This window comes from Streptomyces sp. NPDC053513 (assembly GCF_044544765.1).
Taxonomy (GTDB): domain Bacteria; phylum Actinomycetota; class Actinomycetes; order Streptomycetales; family Streptomycetaceae; genus Streptomyces; species Streptomyces litmocidini.
The window spans coordinates 62,495-78,649 of sequence record NZ_JBITXP010000020.1 but is presented as its reverse complement, the minus strand read 5'-3'; the positions used below and the strand labels follow the sequence as shown (position 1 = coordinate 78,649).

Genomic DNA, 16,155 nt, shown 5'->3' with positions numbered 1-16,155 from the left:
AACGGGAGGGACGGCGCCTTCCGCTGTTCCGCCGCTCCGGGCGTGTCAGCGCGCGAACTTCTTGCTGACTGTCTCGTGGACGGCCTTGGCGTTGCTGCCCAGCTGCGGTCCGGCGAGCCAGCCGTTGCCGCCGGCCGGGCCGATCGAGGTGTTCGACACGAGCGCCGTCTTGCCGTTCGGCAGCACGCGGAACCAGCCGCCGCCCGAGGAACCACCGGTCATCGTGCACCCGATCCGGTACATCGTCGGCGTGGCCGGGGCCGTGGTGAGGCGCGTCGGCCGGTCGAGGCACTTGTGCATGATCATGCCGTTGTACGGCGGCGCCGCCGGGTAGCCCCAGGCGCCCATCGTGCCGGACTGCGCGGCCGTCGGCGCGGAGAAGTCGACCGGCAGGGCGTTGCCGACGGTCTCCTCCAGGGACTTCGAGCCGCGCTCGGGCTGCACGTGCAGCACGGCGTAGTCGTACGGCCAGGCCTGGTTGGTGCCGCCCGCGTTGATCCACTCGCCCGAGGTCACGGCCCAGTCGGCCCAGAACTGACCGTACGGGTACACCTCGTGCGGCTGCGCGTTCTGCAGCGCGGCGGGGGACTTGCCCAGGTCGTTGAAGGCCGGGACGAAGGCGATGTTGCGGTACCAGCCGCCCTTCTTGCCCGCGTGGACGCAGTGGCCGGCCGTCCAGACCAGGTTCGACTTCCCGGGGCGGCGCGGGTCCTTCACGATGGTGCCGGAGCAGACCATGTGGCCCTCGGGCGCGTCGAAGAAGATCTTGCCGACCGGGGCCGCGTAGTTGTGGTACGGCGTCTTCTCGCGCTGCGCCTTGACCGGCCGGGGCGTCGGGTCGGTGCCGCCGACGCCGGCCTGCGCGGTGATCGTCTGGTCCGGGCTCTTCGCCGACTGCATGCGCGGCGTGTCCCAGAGGCCCTCGATCACCGGGTTGACGAAGTCCTCGGCCTCACGGAGCCAGGTGTCCTTGTCCCAGTTCTTCCACTCGCCCTGCTTCCACTTGTCCAGGTCGACGCCGTGCTTCTTGAGCTTGTCGGCGAGGTCCTTGGTGAGGTCGGCGCCGGCGTCGCCGCCGTCGGCGGCGGGTGCGGAGCTGCTCGCCCCGGCGGTCGGCTTGCCGTCGGCCGGGGTCTCGGTGGGGCCGCAGGCCGTGGCGGTCAGCGTGAGCGCGGTGACCAGACCGAGGGCGGCGGGTAGGAGTCGTACGGAACGCATGAATGTATTCCCCGTTGGTATTGCCATGGACGTGTCATGAGCGGTGCACAGTATGCCGGTCGGACCGGACACGGGTGGAGGCGGGACCCCGTGGTCCCGCCTCCGTGCCGCCGCGCCTACTGGCCGGCGTACTTCTTGCTGACCTCGTCGAAGACGGCCTTGGCCTCGGGACCGAAGCGCGGACCCGCGAGCCAACCGGCCGACGACGGGCCGATCGAGGTGTTCGACACCAGCGTCGGCTTGCCGTCGTGTCCCTGGGCGACCCAGCCGCCGCCGGACGAACCACCGGTCATCGAGCAGCCGATCCGGTACATCGTCGGCTGCTCGGCCTTCAGGGACAGCCGGCCCGGCTTGTCCTGGCACTGGAACATCTTCTGGCCGTCGAACGGCGGCGCCGCCGGGTAACCGGTCGCCGTCATGCTCGCGATCTTCGGCACGGCGGGGGCGTTGAACTCCACCGGGAGCGCCGAACCGACCGTCTCCTCCAGCGACTTGCCCGAGGAACCCTTCTCCGGCGTCACCTTGATGACCGCGAAGTCGTAGGGAGCACCGGCACCGCCGGTGGACGCGCCCTCGGCGATCCACTGGTCGGAGGTCTTGACCCAGTCCGCCCACCACACGCCGTACGGGGCGATCTGCTGCCGCGTCGCCTTCTCCAGCGCCGAGGTCTCCATCGCCGAGTCGTTGTACGAGGGCACGAAGGCGATGTTGCGGTACCAGCCGCCCTGCTTGCCCTTGTGCACGCAGTGCCCGGCCGTCCAGACCAGGTTGGACTTGCCCGGGTGCGCGGGGTCCTTCACGACCGTGGCCGAGCAGACCATCGAGCCCTCGGGGCCGTCGAAGAAGACCTTGCCGGACTCGGGTGCGTTGTCGTGGTACTTCGCCGCCACGGCCTTCGCCCGCACCGGCGCCGGCGTCGGATCGGTGACGCCCTTGTCACCCGAGATGTCCTCCTCCTCGACCGGCTTGTCGGGACGCTCGGCCTCGCGCATCCGGTCCGGGTTCCAGAGGTCCTCGATGATCGGGTTGACGAAGTCCTTGGCCTCACGCAGCCACTTGTCGCGGTCCCAGTTCTTCCACTCGCCGTTCCGCCACTTGTCGAGGTCGATCCCGTGTTCCTTCAGGCGGTCCTTCAGGTCCTCCGGAATCTTGATCTTGTCCGGGTTCAGGCTCACGGGCGCGACGGGCTTGTCTCCCGCGTTCTCCTCGCTCGGACCGCAGGCCGTGACGGTGAGCGTCAGCGCCGCGACGGCGGAAGCCGCCATCAGCAGCGGACGAATCGATCGCATCTGGTGATCCCCCTGGGACTACGTCAACGTGTGCAATGTGTGCGTGGGCGAACGGCGGCCGGGTCCTCGCGGACACGACCGACGGCCCCCACTATGCCGGTGCCGGAGGGGACGGTACGCGCCCCACCGGCGGTTCCGGGCACCGCTCAGCCGTTGCCGTGCCGTGATCCGGGACACGCCAAGTTCCTCCCCTCCGGCCCGTGATCCCCGGCAGTTCCCGTCGTTGGTACGGACGGGGGACACAACGGCGGCGTTCGGGACGGCCTTTGCTGCGGCTCCGCGACGCCCCGATGTGCAACGCAACTGTTACAGCGGGAGGACACCGAGCCGTGGCCGTGACCGAACCAGCTCCGGCCGTCGCACCGGCCGCGCGCACGCAGAGCCGGCCGACGGACCGACCGACGAACCAAGGGGGCGAGTACGAGGGCATCCTGCGCCGCCAGTCCCAGCGCGAGTCCGCCGCCCGCACCTACGCCCGCTCCCTGCCGATCGTCCCCGTGCGGGCCCGGGGGCTGACCATCGAGGGCGCCGACGGCCGCCGCTACCTCGACTGCCTGTCCGGCGCCGGGACACTCGCCCTCGGGCACAACCACCCCGTGGTCCTGGAGGCCATCAGGAAGGTCCTCGACTCGGGCGCGCCCCTCCACGTCCTCGACCTCGCCACCCCCGTCAAGGACGCCTTCACCTCCGAGCTGTTCGCCACCCTCCCCGGCACGCTCGCCGACGACGCCCGCATCCAGTTCTGCGGCCCCGCCGGCACGGACGCGGTCGAGGCCGCCCTGAAACTCGTCCGGACCGCCACCGGCCGGAGCGGGCTCCTCGCCTTCACCGGCGCCTATCACGGCATGACGGCCGGAGCCCTCGACGCCTCCGGCGGAGCGTCCGAGGTCCGCGTGACCCGACTGCCCTACCCGCAGCGGTACCGCTGTCCCTTCGGCGTCGGCGGCGAGCGCGGCGCCGAACTCGCCGCCCACTGGACCGAGAACCTCCTCGACGACCCCAAGAGCGGCGTCACCACCCCCGCCGGAATGATCGTCGAGGCCGTCCAGGGCGAGGGCGGGGTCATCCCCGCCCCCGACGACTGGATGCGCCGGATGCGCCGGATCACCGCCGACCGCTCCATCCCCCTGGTCGTCGACGAGGTCCAGACCGGCGTCGGCCGCACCGGTGCCTTCTGGGCCGTCGAGCACAGCGGCGTCGTGCCCGACGTGATGGTCCTCTCCAAGGCCATCGGCGGCTCCCTTCCACTCGCGGTCATCGTCTACCGGTCGGAACTCGACGCCTGGGAACCGGGCGCCCACGCCGGCACCTTCCGCGGCAACCAACTCGCCATGGCCGCCGGCACGGCCACCCTCGCGTACGTCCGCGAGAACAAGCTCGCCGAACGGGCCGGCATCCTCGGCGCCCGGATGCTCGGCCGGCTCCAGGGCCTCGCCTCCGCCCACCCCTGCGTCGGCGAGGTCCGCGGCCGGGGCCTGATGATCGGCGTCGAACTCGTCGATCCCGGCGCGGCCGGACCGGACGACTCCGTCCCGCCCCCCGCCCCCACGCTGGCCCTCGCCGTCCAGCAGGAGTGCCTCGCCCGGGGCCTCATCGTCGAACTCGGCGGCCGTCACTCCGCCGTGGTCCGGCTCCTGCCCCCGCTCACCCTCACCGACGAGCAGGCCACCGCCGTCCTGGACCGCTTCGCCGACGCCCTGGCCGCGGCCGAACGGGCCCACACCCCCCACCCGCCCGCCTCCCGTCGGGTCACGACCTCCCGGCACGCCTCCGGCCCGTCCCACTGACCCGGACCGTCCCGGCCCCCACCCCCAAGGAAACCCCCGTGAACGCCACCCCCACCTCCCCGACCCCCACCACCGACCACCCCCTGGAAACGCCCCACCCCACAGACGCCCCCCGCTACACAGACGCCCCCCGCCCCGAGGCCCGCCATGCGGAGGCCTCCTGCCCCGAGGCCCGCCATGCGGACGCCCCCCGCCCTGAGGCCCGCCATGCGGAGGCCTTCCCCGGCCACGGGAGCGTCCCCCGCTCGGAGACCATCCGTCCCGAGGCCCCCCGTCCCGAGGCCCCCCGCCGCCCTGAGGCCCCCCGTCCCGAGGCCTCCCACGCGGCGTCCCTTTCCATGGAGGCCCTCTCCTCCGCGGCCCTCCACGTCGAGCGCCGGAGCGTCCAGGGGCAGGAGGCCGGGCCGGATCAGCTCGGCTCCGACGAGCCCACCGTCCCGCGCCAGCACACCGGACCGTACGAACCCCGGCCCCTTCGCCCGGCCGGTGCCCCCGACCCGCTGGACGACCCCGACCCGCGGCGCGCCGCCGACGCCGCCGCCGTCGAGAACCTCCTCCGCTGCTGGGTCCGGGAGAAGAACCTGCCGGCCCCCGGGGCCACCACCCTGCGCATCCCCCTCGACGCCAGCGGTACCGCCCTCCTCGTCCCCGTCCGCTACTGGTCGCCCACCGGCTGGCACCGCTTCGGCACCCCCGCCCTCGAAGGACTCCCGGCCACGGCGCTGGCCGCCGACGCCGTCACGGTGGCCGTCCTGCTCAGCCGGGAGACGGGCCGCTCCGAGGGCACCGATCTCGTCGGCCGCGTCGCCGACTCCGCCCGACGCACCGCCGACTTCCTCACCGAGCGCCGCCGCAGGCCCGAACCGCACCCGGACGCAGACCTCTTCCTCGCCGCCGAACAGTCCCTGCTGCTCGGCCACCCGCTCCACCCCACCCCCAAGAGCCGCGAAGGACTCTCCGAGGCCGAGGGGCGGCTCTACTCACCCGAACTGCACGGTTCCTTCCCCCTCCACTGGTTCGCCGTCGACCGCACCGTCCTCGCCGCCGACTCCGCCTGGACCGAACAGGGCCGGCCCGTCACCGCCGAACAGCTCGCCTCCGGACTCGCCGAAGGGCTCGCCCTCCCCGCCGGCACCACCCCCCTGCCCCTGCACCCCTGGCAGGCCCGTGAACTCCTGCACCGTTCCGACGTCCGCGCCCTCCTGGACGCGGGCCTCCTCCACGACCTGGGCCCCCACGGCACCCCCTGGCACCCCACCTCCTCCGTCCGCACCGTGCACCGCCCCGGCGCCCGGGCCATGCTCAAGCTCTCCCTCGGCCTGCGCATCACCAACTCCCGCCGCGAGAACCTCCGCAAGGAACTCCACCGCGGCGTCGAGGTCCACCGGCTGCTCCGCACCGGCCTCGTCGACGAGTGGCAGGCCGCCCACCCGGGCTTCGACATCGTCCGCGACCCCGCCTGGCTCGCCGTCGACGCCCCGGACGGCACCCCCGTCCCCGGACTCGACGTCATGATCCGCCACAACCCCTTCGGTCCCGGCGACGACGCCGTCTGCATCGCCTCCCTCACCGCCCCCCGGCCCTGGCCCGGAACCACCACCATGCGCTCCCGGCTCGCCGACGTCATCGGACGGCTCTCCGCCCGCACCGGCCGCCCCACGACCGCCGTCGCCGCCGAGTGGTTCCTCCGCTACCTCGACCAGGTCGTCCGCCCCGTCCTCTGGCTCGACGGCCACGCCGGCATCGCCCTGGAGGCCCACCAGCAGAACACCCTGGTGCTCCTGGACCCGAACGGCTGGCCGATCGGCGGCCGCTACCGCGACAACCAGGGCTACTACTTCCGCGAGTCCCACCGGGGCGAGTTGGAAAGCCGCCTCCCCGGCATCGGCGCCGACAGCGACACCTTCGTCTCCGACCAGGTCACCGACGAGCGCTTCGCCTACTACCTCGGCATCAACAACGTCCTCGGTCTCATCGGCGCGTTCGGCGCCCAGCACCTCGCCGACGAACGCGTCCTGCTCGCCGCCTTCCGCAGCTTCCTCACCTCCTCCACCGGGCTCGGCTCCCCCCTTCCCCACCGGCTCCTGGAAGCCGCGACCCTGCGCAGCAAGGCCAACCTCCTCACCCGCCTGCACGGCCTGGACGAGCTCGTCGGACCCGTCGACACCCAGTCCGTCTACGTCACCGTCACCAACCCCCTCCGTACCTGAACCCGCGCCGTACCCGAACCGGTGCCGGCGCCGTCCCACACACGCCCGCCCCGACCGCACCGCCGAGAGGAGAGCGACACCGTGTCACCCACCCGCCCACCGGTCGACCCGCCGGGGGAGGACACCCTGGACCTCAGGGTCGACGACCTCGTCGCCCTCCTCGACGGCGACCTGCTCGACTCCGTCGCCGCCTGGGAGCCCGCCGACACCCCCGTCGGCTCCTTCCGGCTCGTACCCGTGCGGCTCGAACGGGACCTGCCCCTGCTCGCCCGGTGGATGAACGACCCCGCCGTCGCCGCCTTCTGGGAGCTCGCTGGCCCCGACACCGTCACCGCCGAACACGTCCGTGCCCAACTCGAGGGCGACGGCCGGAGCGTCCCCTGCCTCGGCGTCCTCGACGGCACGCCCATGAGCTACTTCGAGATCTACCGTGCCGACCTCGATCCGCTCGCCCGTCACTACCCGGCGCTTCCCCACGACACGGGGGTCCATCTGCTGATCGGAGGCGTCACCGACCGGGGCCGTGGCGTCGGCACCACGCTGCTGCGCGCCGTCGCCGATCTGGTGCTCGACCACCGTCCCCGCTGCACCCGCGTCCTCGCCGAACCCGACATCCGCAACACCCCCTCCGTCTCCGCCTTCCTCAGCGGCGGCTTCCGCTACGCGGCGGAAGTCGACCTTCCCGACAAAACGGCCGCGCTCATGATCCGTGACCGGGCCCTCCGTCACGTTCTGTGAACAGCCCTTTCCATGAACCGTCCCTCTCTCATACGCGCCGCCCGCCCACAGCGGCGCCCATCCCGAGGAGTCCTCGTGTCGACACCCCCTGCACCTCACGACTCCGCACCATCCGCCCCGGCCGCCCCGGCTCCCACGAAGAGCCCCGTCCCGGTGCCCGAACTGCTCGCACCCCCCGAGCTGAACGCCGCAGCCTGGACGCGGGCGTCCTCCCGTCTCCTCGCCAAGGCCCTCTCCGAGTTCGCCTACGAGGAGATCGTCCGACCCGCCCCCACCGGCGACGGCGAGCCCGACCGTCACGTGCTACGGCTCGACGACGGCACCACCCTCGCCTTCCATGCCCGCCGAGGCGCCTACGGCAGCTGGCGCGTCACCGCCGACTCGATCACCCACGAGGGCCGGCCCCTCACCGACCCCTTCGACTTCCTGGTCCGCGCCCGTCACCTCCTCCGACTCGACGGCGCCACCCTCGGCCACCTGATCCGCGAACTCTCCGCCACCCTCGCCGCCGACGCCCGCCTCGACCACACGGCCCTCACCGCCGACCGGCTCGCCGAGCTGTCCTACGCGGAGCTCGAAGGCCATCAGACGGGCCATCCCTGGCTTGTCCTCAACAAGGGACGCGTCGGCTTCTCCGCCACCGACGCCGCCCACTGGGCGCCCGAGGCGCGCCGCGCGACCCGGCTGCCGTGGATCGCCGTCAGCAACCACCTCGCCGCCTACCGCGGCGTGGCGGGCCTGGAGACCCCCGACCGCCTCTACGCCCGGGAGCTCGACCCCGACGTCCACGAGGCCTTCCGGGCCGCCCTGACCGCCCGCGGCCACGAGCCCGACGAATACCTCCTGCTGCCCGTCCACCCCTGGCAGTGGGACGAGGTCCTGCTCCCGCTCTACGCCCCGGCCATCGCCGCCGGGACCGTCGTCCCGCTCCCCGCCGACGGTGACCTCCGGCTGCCGCAGCAGTCCGTCCGCACCTTCCTCAACACCAGCCGCCCCGACCGGCACACCGTCAAGCTGCCCCTGTCGGTGCTCAACACCCTCGTCTGGCGCGGACTGCCCACCGAGCGGACCCTCGCCGCGCCCGCCGTGACCGCCTGGGTCCACGGCCTGCGCGAAGCCGATCCGTTCCTGCGGGACGAGTGCGGAGTGATCCTCCTCGGCGAGGTCGCCTCCGTCACGGTCGAGCACCCCCTGTACGACCGGCTTCCCGAAGTCCCGTACCAGTACAAGGAACTGCTCGGCGCGATCTGGCGAGAGCCGCTGAGGCTCCCCCCGGGCGAGCGGGCCCGCACCCTCGCCTCGCTCCTCCACACCGACCCGGAAGGCCGGGCGTTCACCGCCGAGCTCGTCGAACGCTCGGGGCTCGCCCCCGCGACCTGGCTCCAGCACCTCTTCACCGCTCTGCTCCCCCCGCTGCTGCATTTCCTCTACCGGTACGGCACGGTCTTCTCGCCCCACGGCGAGAACGCCATCGTGGTGTTCGACGGCGACGACGTCCCGGTCCGACTGGCGATCAAGGATTTCGTCGACGATGTGAACATCAGTGCCCACCCGCTCCCCGAACACGCCACCCTCCCGGATGATGTCCGCGGCGTCCTGTTGACGGAGGAGCCCGGATTCCTGACCCAGTTCATCCATTCGGGGCTCTTCGTCGGCGTCTTCCGCTACCTGGCGCCGCTCTGCGAGGAGCAACTCGGCGTGCCCGAGGAGGAATTCTGGGGCCTCGTCCGAGCCGAGATCCTGCGGTACCAGACACGCTTCCCCGAGCTGAAGGAACGGTTCGAGCTCTTCGACCTCCTGACCCCGCGGATCGAGCGGCTCTGCCTCAACCGCAACCGTCTGCACCTGGACGGCTACCGGGACCGGCCCGACCGTCCGCACGCGGCCGTCCACGGAACCGTCCCCAATCCACTCGCGTGACCCGGCTGTCAGTCCCGCCCCGTAGGGTGGGAGGGCTATGACGAAGCCATCCCTCCCCGACCTCCTCCACGCCGCCGTCTCCGCCGTCGGCGGCACGGAGCGACCCGGCCAGGTCACCATGGCCGAGGCCGTGGCCGAGGCCATCGACGACAACTCGCACCTCCTCGTCCAGGCCGGCACCGGCACGGGCAAGTCGCTCGGCTACCTCGTGCCGGCGCTGGCCCAGGGCGAGCGGGTGGTGGTGGCCACGGCCACCCTGGCGCTCCAGCGCCAGCTGGTCGAGCGCGATCTTCCCCGGACGGTCGAGGCGCTGCACCCGCAGCTCCGCCGCCGGCCGCAGTTCGCCATGCTCAAGGGCCGGTCGAACTACCTCTGCCTGCACCGGCTCCACGAGGGCGTCCCGCAGGACGAGGAGGACGGCCTCTTCGACCCCTTCGAGGCGGCCGCGCCCACGAGCAAACTGGGGCAGGACCTGCTGCGGCTGCGGGACTGGTCGGACGAGACGGAGACCGGCGACCGGGACGACCTGACGCCAGGCGTCTCCGACAAGGCCTGGGCCCAGGTCTCGGTCTCCTCCCGGGAGTGCCTCGGCGCGAGCAAGTGCGCGTACGGGCCGGAGTGCTTCGCCGAGGCGGCCCGCGAGCGCGCCAAGCTCGCGGACGTCGTCGTCACCAACCACGCCCTGCTCGCCATCGACGCCATCGAGGGCGCCCCGGTGCTCCCGCAGCACGAGGTGCTGATCGTCGACGAGGCCCATGAGCTGGTGTCCCGGGTCACGGGCGTCGCCACCGGCGAGCTCACGCCGGGCCAGGTCAACCGTGCCGTGCGCCGGGCCGCGAAGCTCGTGGACGAGAAGGCGGCCGACCAGCTGCAGACCGCCGCGGAGGGCTTCGAGCGGGTCATGGAGCTGGCGCTGCCGGGCCGCCTGGAGGAGATCCCGGAGGACCTGGCGTACGCCTTGATGGCGCTGCGGGACGCGGCCCGCACCGTGATCACGGCCCTGGGGAACACCCGGGACCGGGCCGTGCAGGACGAGGACGCAGTCCGCAAGCAGGCCATGGCCTCGGTGGAGACCGTGCACGGCGTGGCGGAGCGGATCACCCAGGGTTCCGAGTACGACGTCGTCTGGTACGAGCGTCACGACCGGTTCGGGGCCTCGTTGCGGGTCGCGCCGCTGACGGTCTCGGGCCTGCTGCGGGAGAAGCTGTTCACGGAGCGGTCCGTGGTGCTCGCCTCGGCCACGCTCAAGCTCGGCGGCGACTTCAACGGGGTCGGGGCCTCGCTCGGCCTGGCCCCCGAGGGCACCACGGGCGACGACCTGCCCGTCTGGAAGGGCATCGACGTCGGCTCCCCGTTCGACTATCCGAAGCAGGGCATCCTCTACGTCGCCAAGCACCTCTCGCCCCCCGCGCGCGACGGGCAGCGGAGCGACATGCTCGACGAGCTCACCGAACTGATGCAGGCGGCCGGCGGGCGGACCCTCGGTCTCTTCTCCTCCATGCGTGCCGCGCAGCAGGCGGCGGAGGAGCTGCGGACCCGGGTCCCGGAGCTGCCGATCCTGCTCCAGGGTGAGGACACGCTGGGCGAGCTGATCAAGAACTTCGCGGCCGACCCGAAGACCTGTCTCTTCGGCACGCTCTCGCTCTGGCAGGGCGTGGACGTCCCGGGGCCCAGCTGTCAGCTGGTCGTCATGGACAAGATCCCGTTCCCGCGCCCGGACGACCCGCTGATGAGCGCCCGGCAGAAGGCCGTCGAGGAAGCCGGCGGGAACGGCTTCATGGCGGTCGCGGCGACGCACGCCGCCCTGCTGATGGCCCAGGGCGCCGGCCGGCTGGTGCGGGCCACCGGCGACCGGGGCGTCGTGGCGGTCCTCGATCCCCGGCTGGCCACCGCCCGCTACGGCAGCTATCTGAAGGCCTCACTGCCCGATTTCTGGTACACGACGGACCGCAACCAGGTCCGGAAGTCGCTCGCGGCCATCGACGCCGCCTCGAAGGCGGCGGGCTAGGCAGTCAAGGCGGCGGCTCAGGGAAGTCAGGACACGGCAGGGCCCCGGGACCGGCGCAGTGGGTCCCGGGGCCCGGTCAGAGCCGGCGGGGAGGGTCACACCCGCCGCAGCACCGCCACGACCTTGCCGAGGATGGTGGCCTCGTCGCCGGGGATGGGCTGGTACGCCGCGTTGTGCGGGAGGAGCCAGACGTGGCCGTCCTCGCGCTTGAAGCGCTTGACGGTGGCCTCGCCGTCGAGCATCGCGGCGACGATGTCGCCGTTCTCCGCGACGGGCTGACGACGGACGGTGACCCAGTCGCCGTCGCAGATGGCGGCCTCGATCATCGAGTCGCCGACGACCTTCAGGACGAACAGCTCGCCGTCGCCGACCAGTTGGCGGGGGAGGGGGAAGACGTCCTCGACGGACTCCTCGGCCAGGATGGGGCCGCCGGCCGCGATGCGGCCGACCAGCGGGACGTACGACGCGGCCGGCTTGCCGGTGGTGTCCGTCGGCTGGGTACTCGGCTGGTCGGAGCCGCGGACCTCGTAGGCGCGGGGCCGGTGGGGGTCGCGGCGGAGGAAGCCCTTGCGCTCCAGTGCCATGAGCTGGTGCGCCACCGAGGAGGTGCTGGAGAGGCCGACCGCCTGCCCGATCTCCCTCATCGACGGCGGGTAGCCGCGCCGCTGGACCGAGTCACGGATGACCTCGATGACCCTGCGCTGCCGGTCGGTGAGCCCGGAGCTGTCGGCGCGGATGCCTGGAGGTCGTCCGGGGAGGGCGCGGGCGGGTCGCCCTGGCTCCTCGCCGTTCATGCTCACTTCGTTCATGGCGTGCACCGGCTCGAGTCGGCCCTGGGAGCGGTCCTGGGCGGTGATGGTGGCACTGTCTGCGGTGGTGGTCACGTCGTCGGCCCCTCTCGAATGGTCTCCCTGCCTGGCACAACGGTAGTGGCTTTCGAAAGGTTGCGCCAAACACACGTTCGAGTGAAAATTCGCAGATTGCCTTACGTGCGTATGTGCGGAGGTGTATGGGTGCGCCGGCGTCGCCGTCCCGAATCGGTCGTTGCGATAGCCTTCGCCGCTGGGCCGTGAGCGAGCGGCGTGCCGCCCCAGTGTCGCATCCGGAGGTGTGGATCCCCGGGAGCGCCCGCGTCACGACACGCGGAGCGGGGGAAGCGCCCCTAACCCAAGATCTAGTGGTTGGATGGCATCGACCGCCCAGGGGTAGTGGTCCTCGGTCTGCCGGGGGTGCCCGCATCACCTATGCTGGTGGTCGCTTCGCGGGGCCTTGACGGGCCGGGCGAGGCTCGTCAGTCGTGCCATGAGGAGGGTTGGAACCTATGCACTGCCCCTTCTGCAGGCACCCTGACAGCCGCGTCGTCGACAGTCGCACCACCGACGACGGGACGTCGATCCGACGCCGTCGCCAGTGCCCCGACTGCTCCCGTCGTTTCACGACGGTGGAGACGTGCTCGCTCATGGTGGTGAAGCGTTCCGGCGTCACCGAGCCCTTCAGCCGTACCAAGGTCATCTCCGGTGTGCGCAAGGCGTGCCAGGGGCGACCGGTCACCGAGGACGCCCTCGCCAAGCTCGGCCAGCGGGTCGAGGAGGCGGTGCGCGCCACCGGGAGCGCCGAGCTGACCACCCACGACGTGGGCCTGGCCATCCTCGGCCCCTTGCAGGAGCTCGACCTCGTCGCCTACCTGCGCTTCGCGTCCGTGTACAAGGCTTTCGACAGCCTCGAAGACTTCGAGGCCGCCATCGCGGAACTCCGCGTGCGGCCTCCCGCTGAGAACCGTGGGACCGGCGCGACCCCGGAGGTCCCCGTTCCCGCCACCGCCGCCGACTGACCGGCGGTCCGGGCCGCTCGGCGGCCCGGCGACCGGCCGCCGAGCGGCCCGGCAGACGTGCCCCGGGCGACCCCCTGTGGTCCCTGTGGCAGCAGTACAGAACGACGTACAGAAGACGGTGCCCTGGGACTATCTGGGTGCCAAAGTGTGTTTTGCCCGTATATGGGAGGCGGCATGACAGAGACGGCGAGCGGCCCGGCACGTGGTTCCCGCACCAAGGGAGCCAAGTCGGCGAGCAAGGGCCTGCGTATCGAGCGCATCCACACCACCCCCGGCGTGCATCCGTACGACGAGGTGGCGTGGGAGCGCCGTGACGTCGTCATGACCAACTGGCGCGACGGCTCGATCAACTTCGAGCAGCGCGGCGTCGAGTTCCCCGACTTCTGGTCGGTGAACGCGGTCAACATCGTCACCAGCAAGTACTTCCGCGGCGCGGTCGGCACCCCGCAGCGCGAGACCGGTCTCAAGCAGCTCATCGACCGGATCGTGAAGACGTACACGAAGGCCGGCGAGGACCACGGCTACTTCGCCTCGCCCGCCGACGCCGAGATCTTCGAGCACGAGCTGGCCTACGCCCTCCTGCACCAGATCTTCAGCTTCAACTCCCCGGTCTGGTTCAACGTCGGCACGCCCCAGCCCCAGCAGGTCTCCGCCTGCTTCATCCTGTCCGTCGACGACTCCATGGAGTCCATCCTCGACTGGTACAAGGAAGAGGGCATGATCTTCAAGGGCGGCTCCGGCGCCGGCCTGAACCTCTCCCGCATCCGCTCCTCCAAGGAGCTGCTCTCCTCCGGCGGCAACGCCTCCGGCCCCGTCTCCTTCATGCGCGGCGCCGACGCCTCCGCGGGAACGATCAAGTCGGGCGGCGCCACCCGCCGCGCGGCCAAGATGGTCATCCTCGACGTCGACCACCCCGACATCGAGGACTTCATCGAGACCAAGGTCAAGGAGGAGGAGAAGATCCGCGCCCTCCGCGACGCGGGCTTCGACATGGACCTGGGCGGCGACGACATCACGTCCGTCCAGTACCAGAACGCCAACAACTCCGTCCGCGTGAACGACGAGTTCATGAAGGCCGTCGAGGCCGGCGGGAAGTTCGGCCTGCGCGCCCGCATGACCGGCGATGTCATCGAGGAGGTCGACGCCAAGGCGCTCTTCCGCAAGATGGCCGAGGCCGCGTGGGCCTGTGCCGACCCGGGCATCCAGTACGACGACACGATCAACCACTGGCACACCTGCCCCGAGTCCGGCCGCATCAACGGCTCGAACCCGTGCAGCGAGTACATGCACCTGGACAACACGTCCTGCAACCTCGCCTCGCTGAACCTGATGAAGTTCCTCAAGGACGACGGCAAGGGCAACCAGTCCTTCGACGTCGAGCGCTTCGCCAAGGTCGTCGAGCTCGTCATCACCGCGATGGACATCTCCATCTGCTTCGCCGACTTCCCCACCCAGAAGATCGGCGAGAACACCCGCGCCTACCGCCAGCTCGGCATCGGCTACGCCAACCTCGGCGCCCTGCTGATGGCCACCGGCCACGCGTACGACTCCGACGGCGGCCGTGCCCTCGCCGGCGCCATCACCTCCCTGATGACCGGCACCTCGTACAAGCGCTCTGCCGAACTCGCCGCGGTCGTCGGCCCGTACGACGGCTACGCCCTCAACGCCGAGCCGCACCAGCGCGTCATGCGGCAGCACGCCGACGAGAACACCAAGGCCGTCCGCATGGACGACCTGGACTCGCCGATCTGGGCCGCCGCCACGGAGGCCTGGCAGGACGTCATCCGCCTCGGCGCCAAGAACGGCTTCCGCAACGCCCAGGCCTCGGTCATCGCCCCCACCGGCACCATCGGTCTCGCGATGTCCTGCGACACCACCGGCCTCGAGCCCGACCTCGCCCTGGTCAAGTTCAAGAAGCTCGTCGGCGGCGGCTCGATGCAGATCGTCAACGGCACCGTCCCGCAGGCCCTGCGCCGCCTGGGCTACCAGGAGGAGCAGATCGAGGCGATCGTCGCCCACATCGCCGAGCACGGCAACGTGATCGACGCGCCCGGCCTGAAGACCGAGCACTACGAGGTCTTCGACTGCGCCATGGGCGAGCGCTCCATCTCCGCGATGGGCCACGTCCGCATGATGGCCGCCATCCAGCCGTGGATCTCGGGCGCCCTCTCCAAGACCGTGAACCTGCCGGAGACGGCCACGGTCGAGGACGTCGAGGAGGTCTACTTCGAGGCCTGGAAGATGGGCGTCAAGGCGCTCGCGATCTACCGCGACAACTGCAAGGTCGGCCAGCCGCTCTCCGCCAAGAAGAAGGAGGAGGAGAAGGCCGAGGTCACCGCGAAGTCCGAGGCGACGATCCGCGAGGCCGTCGAGAAGGTCGTCGAGTACCGCCCGGTCCGCAAGCGCCTCCCGAAGGGCCGCCCGGGGATCACCACCTCCTTCACCGTCGGTGGCGCCGAGGGCTACATGACCGCCAACTCCTACCCGGACGACGGTCTCGGCGAGGTCTTCCTGAAGATGTCCAAGCAGGGCTCCACCCTCGCCGGCATGATGGACGCCTTCTCCATCGCCGTCTCCGTCGGCCTGCAGTACGGCGTCCCGCTCGAGACCTACGTCTCGAAGTTCACCAACATGCGCTTCGAGCCGGCCGGCATGACGGACGACCCGGACGTGCGGATGGCGCAGTCGATCGTCGACTACATCTTCCGCCGCCTGGCGCTCGACTTCCTGCCCTTCGAGACCCGCTCCGCCCTCGGCATCCACTCGGCCGAGGAGCGCCAGCGCCACCTCGACACCGGCTCGTACGAGCAGCCCGACGACGAGGACGTCGACGTCGAGGCCCTCGCCCAGTCCGCGCCCCGCACCCAGGAGCTGAAGGCCGTCGCCGCCCCGGCTCCGGTGGCCAAGGCCGAGGTCCCGGCCCCGAAGCAGGCGCACACCTCGGCGGAGCTCGTCGAGATGCAGCTCGGCATCAGCGCCGACGCCCCGCTCTGCTTCTCCTGCGGTACGAAGATGCAGCGCGCCGGCTCCTGCTACATCTGCGAGGGCTGCGGCTCGACCAGCGGCTGCAGCTGACCCGCCCCGGTGCGCTGAGGGGCGGAAGCCGCTGAGCGCACCAGGTCGCCCGTGAGGGGGCGCCGACCACCGGTCGGCG

10 protein-coding genes are annotated in these 16,155 nt (G+C 71.5%); 7 read left to right on the top strand and 3 right to left on the bottom strand.

From position 1 onward, the window contains the following. Positions 1 to 45: 45 nt before the first annotated feature. Both ACIGW4_RS28090 and ACIGW4_RS28085 read right to left on the bottom strand, forming a co-directional pair. A complete protein-coding gene (locus tag ACIGW4_RS28090; RefSeq protein ID WP_399583493.1) occupies positions 46 to 1,218 on the bottom strand; it encodes a trypsin-like serine peptidase in 1,173 nt (390 codons plus the stop codon). A 116-nt stretch (positions 1,219 to 1,334) separates the two neighbouring features. Next, positions 1,335 to 2,507: a trypsin-like serine peptidase gene (locus ACIGW4_RS28085; protein WP_399583490.1), complete on the bottom strand. Its 1,173-nt coding sequence runs from the start codon at positions 2,505 to 2,507 to the stop codon at positions 1,335 to 1,337. A gap of 329 nt (positions 2,508 to 2,836) precedes the next feature. Here ACIGW4_RS28085 and ACIGW4_RS28080 point away from each other — a divergent pair, with 329 nt between their 5' ends. The 5 genes from ACIGW4_RS28080 to ACIGW4_RS28060 all read left to right on the top strand — a co-directional run bounded on the left by ACIGW4_RS28080 (position 2,837) and on the right by ACIGW4_RS28060 (position 11,170). Then, entirely contained in the window at positions 2,837 to 4,294 is a 1,458-nt protein-coding gene (locus ACIGW4_RS28080; RefSeq protein ID WP_399583487.1) for a diaminobutyrate--2-oxoglutarate transaminase family protein, read from the top strand. A 338-nt stretch (positions 4,295 to 4,632) separates the two neighbouring features. Beyond that, positions 4,633 to 6,504, top strand: coding sequence for an IucA/IucC family protein (locus ACIGW4_RS28075; protein ID WP_399583574.1), 1,872 nt, complete (start codon positions 4,633 to 4,635; stop codon positions 6,502 to 6,504). A gap of 81 nt (positions 6,505 to 6,585) precedes the next feature. After that, a complete protein-coding gene (locus ACIGW4_RS28070) occupies positions 6,586 to 7,242 on the top strand; it encodes a GNAT family N-acetyltransferase (RefSeq protein ID WP_399583485.1) in 657 nt (218 codons plus the stop codon). A gap of 75 nt (positions 7,243 to 7,317) precedes the next feature. Next, positions 7,318 to 9,162 (top strand): IucA/IucC family protein, encoded by a 1,845-nt coding sequence (locus ACIGW4_RS28065; protein WP_398712246.1) that lies wholly within the window; start codon positions 7,318 to 7,320, stop codon positions 9,160 to 9,162. A 37-nt stretch (positions 9,163 to 9,199) separates the two neighbouring features. Then, positions 9,200 to 11,170 (top strand): ATP-dependent DNA helicase, encoded by a 1,971-nt coding sequence (locus ACIGW4_RS28060; protein ID WP_123455761.1) that lies wholly within the window; start codon positions 9,200 to 9,202, stop codon positions 11,168 to 11,170. 95 nt (positions 11,171 to 11,265) lie between these two features. Here ACIGW4_RS28060 and lexA read toward each other — a convergent pair whose 3' ends face one another. Further along, on the bottom strand, positions 11,266 to 12,054 hold the full coding sequence (gene lexA / locus ACIGW4_RS28055) for a transcriptional repressor LexA (protein WP_073819697.1): 789 nt from the start codon (positions 12,052 to 12,054) through the stop codon (positions 11,266 to 11,268). Between the two features lie 437 nt (positions 12,055 to 12,491). Here lexA and nrdR point away from each other — a divergent pair, with 437 nt between their 5' ends. Together nrdR and ACIGW4_RS28045 are read left to right on the top strand one after the other, a co-directional pair. Further along, on the top strand, positions 12,492 to 13,001 hold the full coding sequence (gene nrdR, locus ACIGW4_RS28050) for a transcriptional regulator NrdR (protein ID WP_030325324.1): 510 nt from the start codon (positions 12,492 to 12,494) through the stop codon (positions 12,999 to 13,001). 174 nt (positions 13,002 to 13,175) lie between these two features. Next, positions 13,176 to 16,076 (top strand): vitamin B12-dependent ribonucleotide reductase, encoded by a 2,901-nt coding sequence (locus ACIGW4_RS28045; protein WP_399583480.1) that lies wholly within the window; start codon positions 13,176 to 13,178, stop codon positions 16,074 to 16,076. Positions 16,077 to 16,155 lie beyond the last annotated feature (79 nt).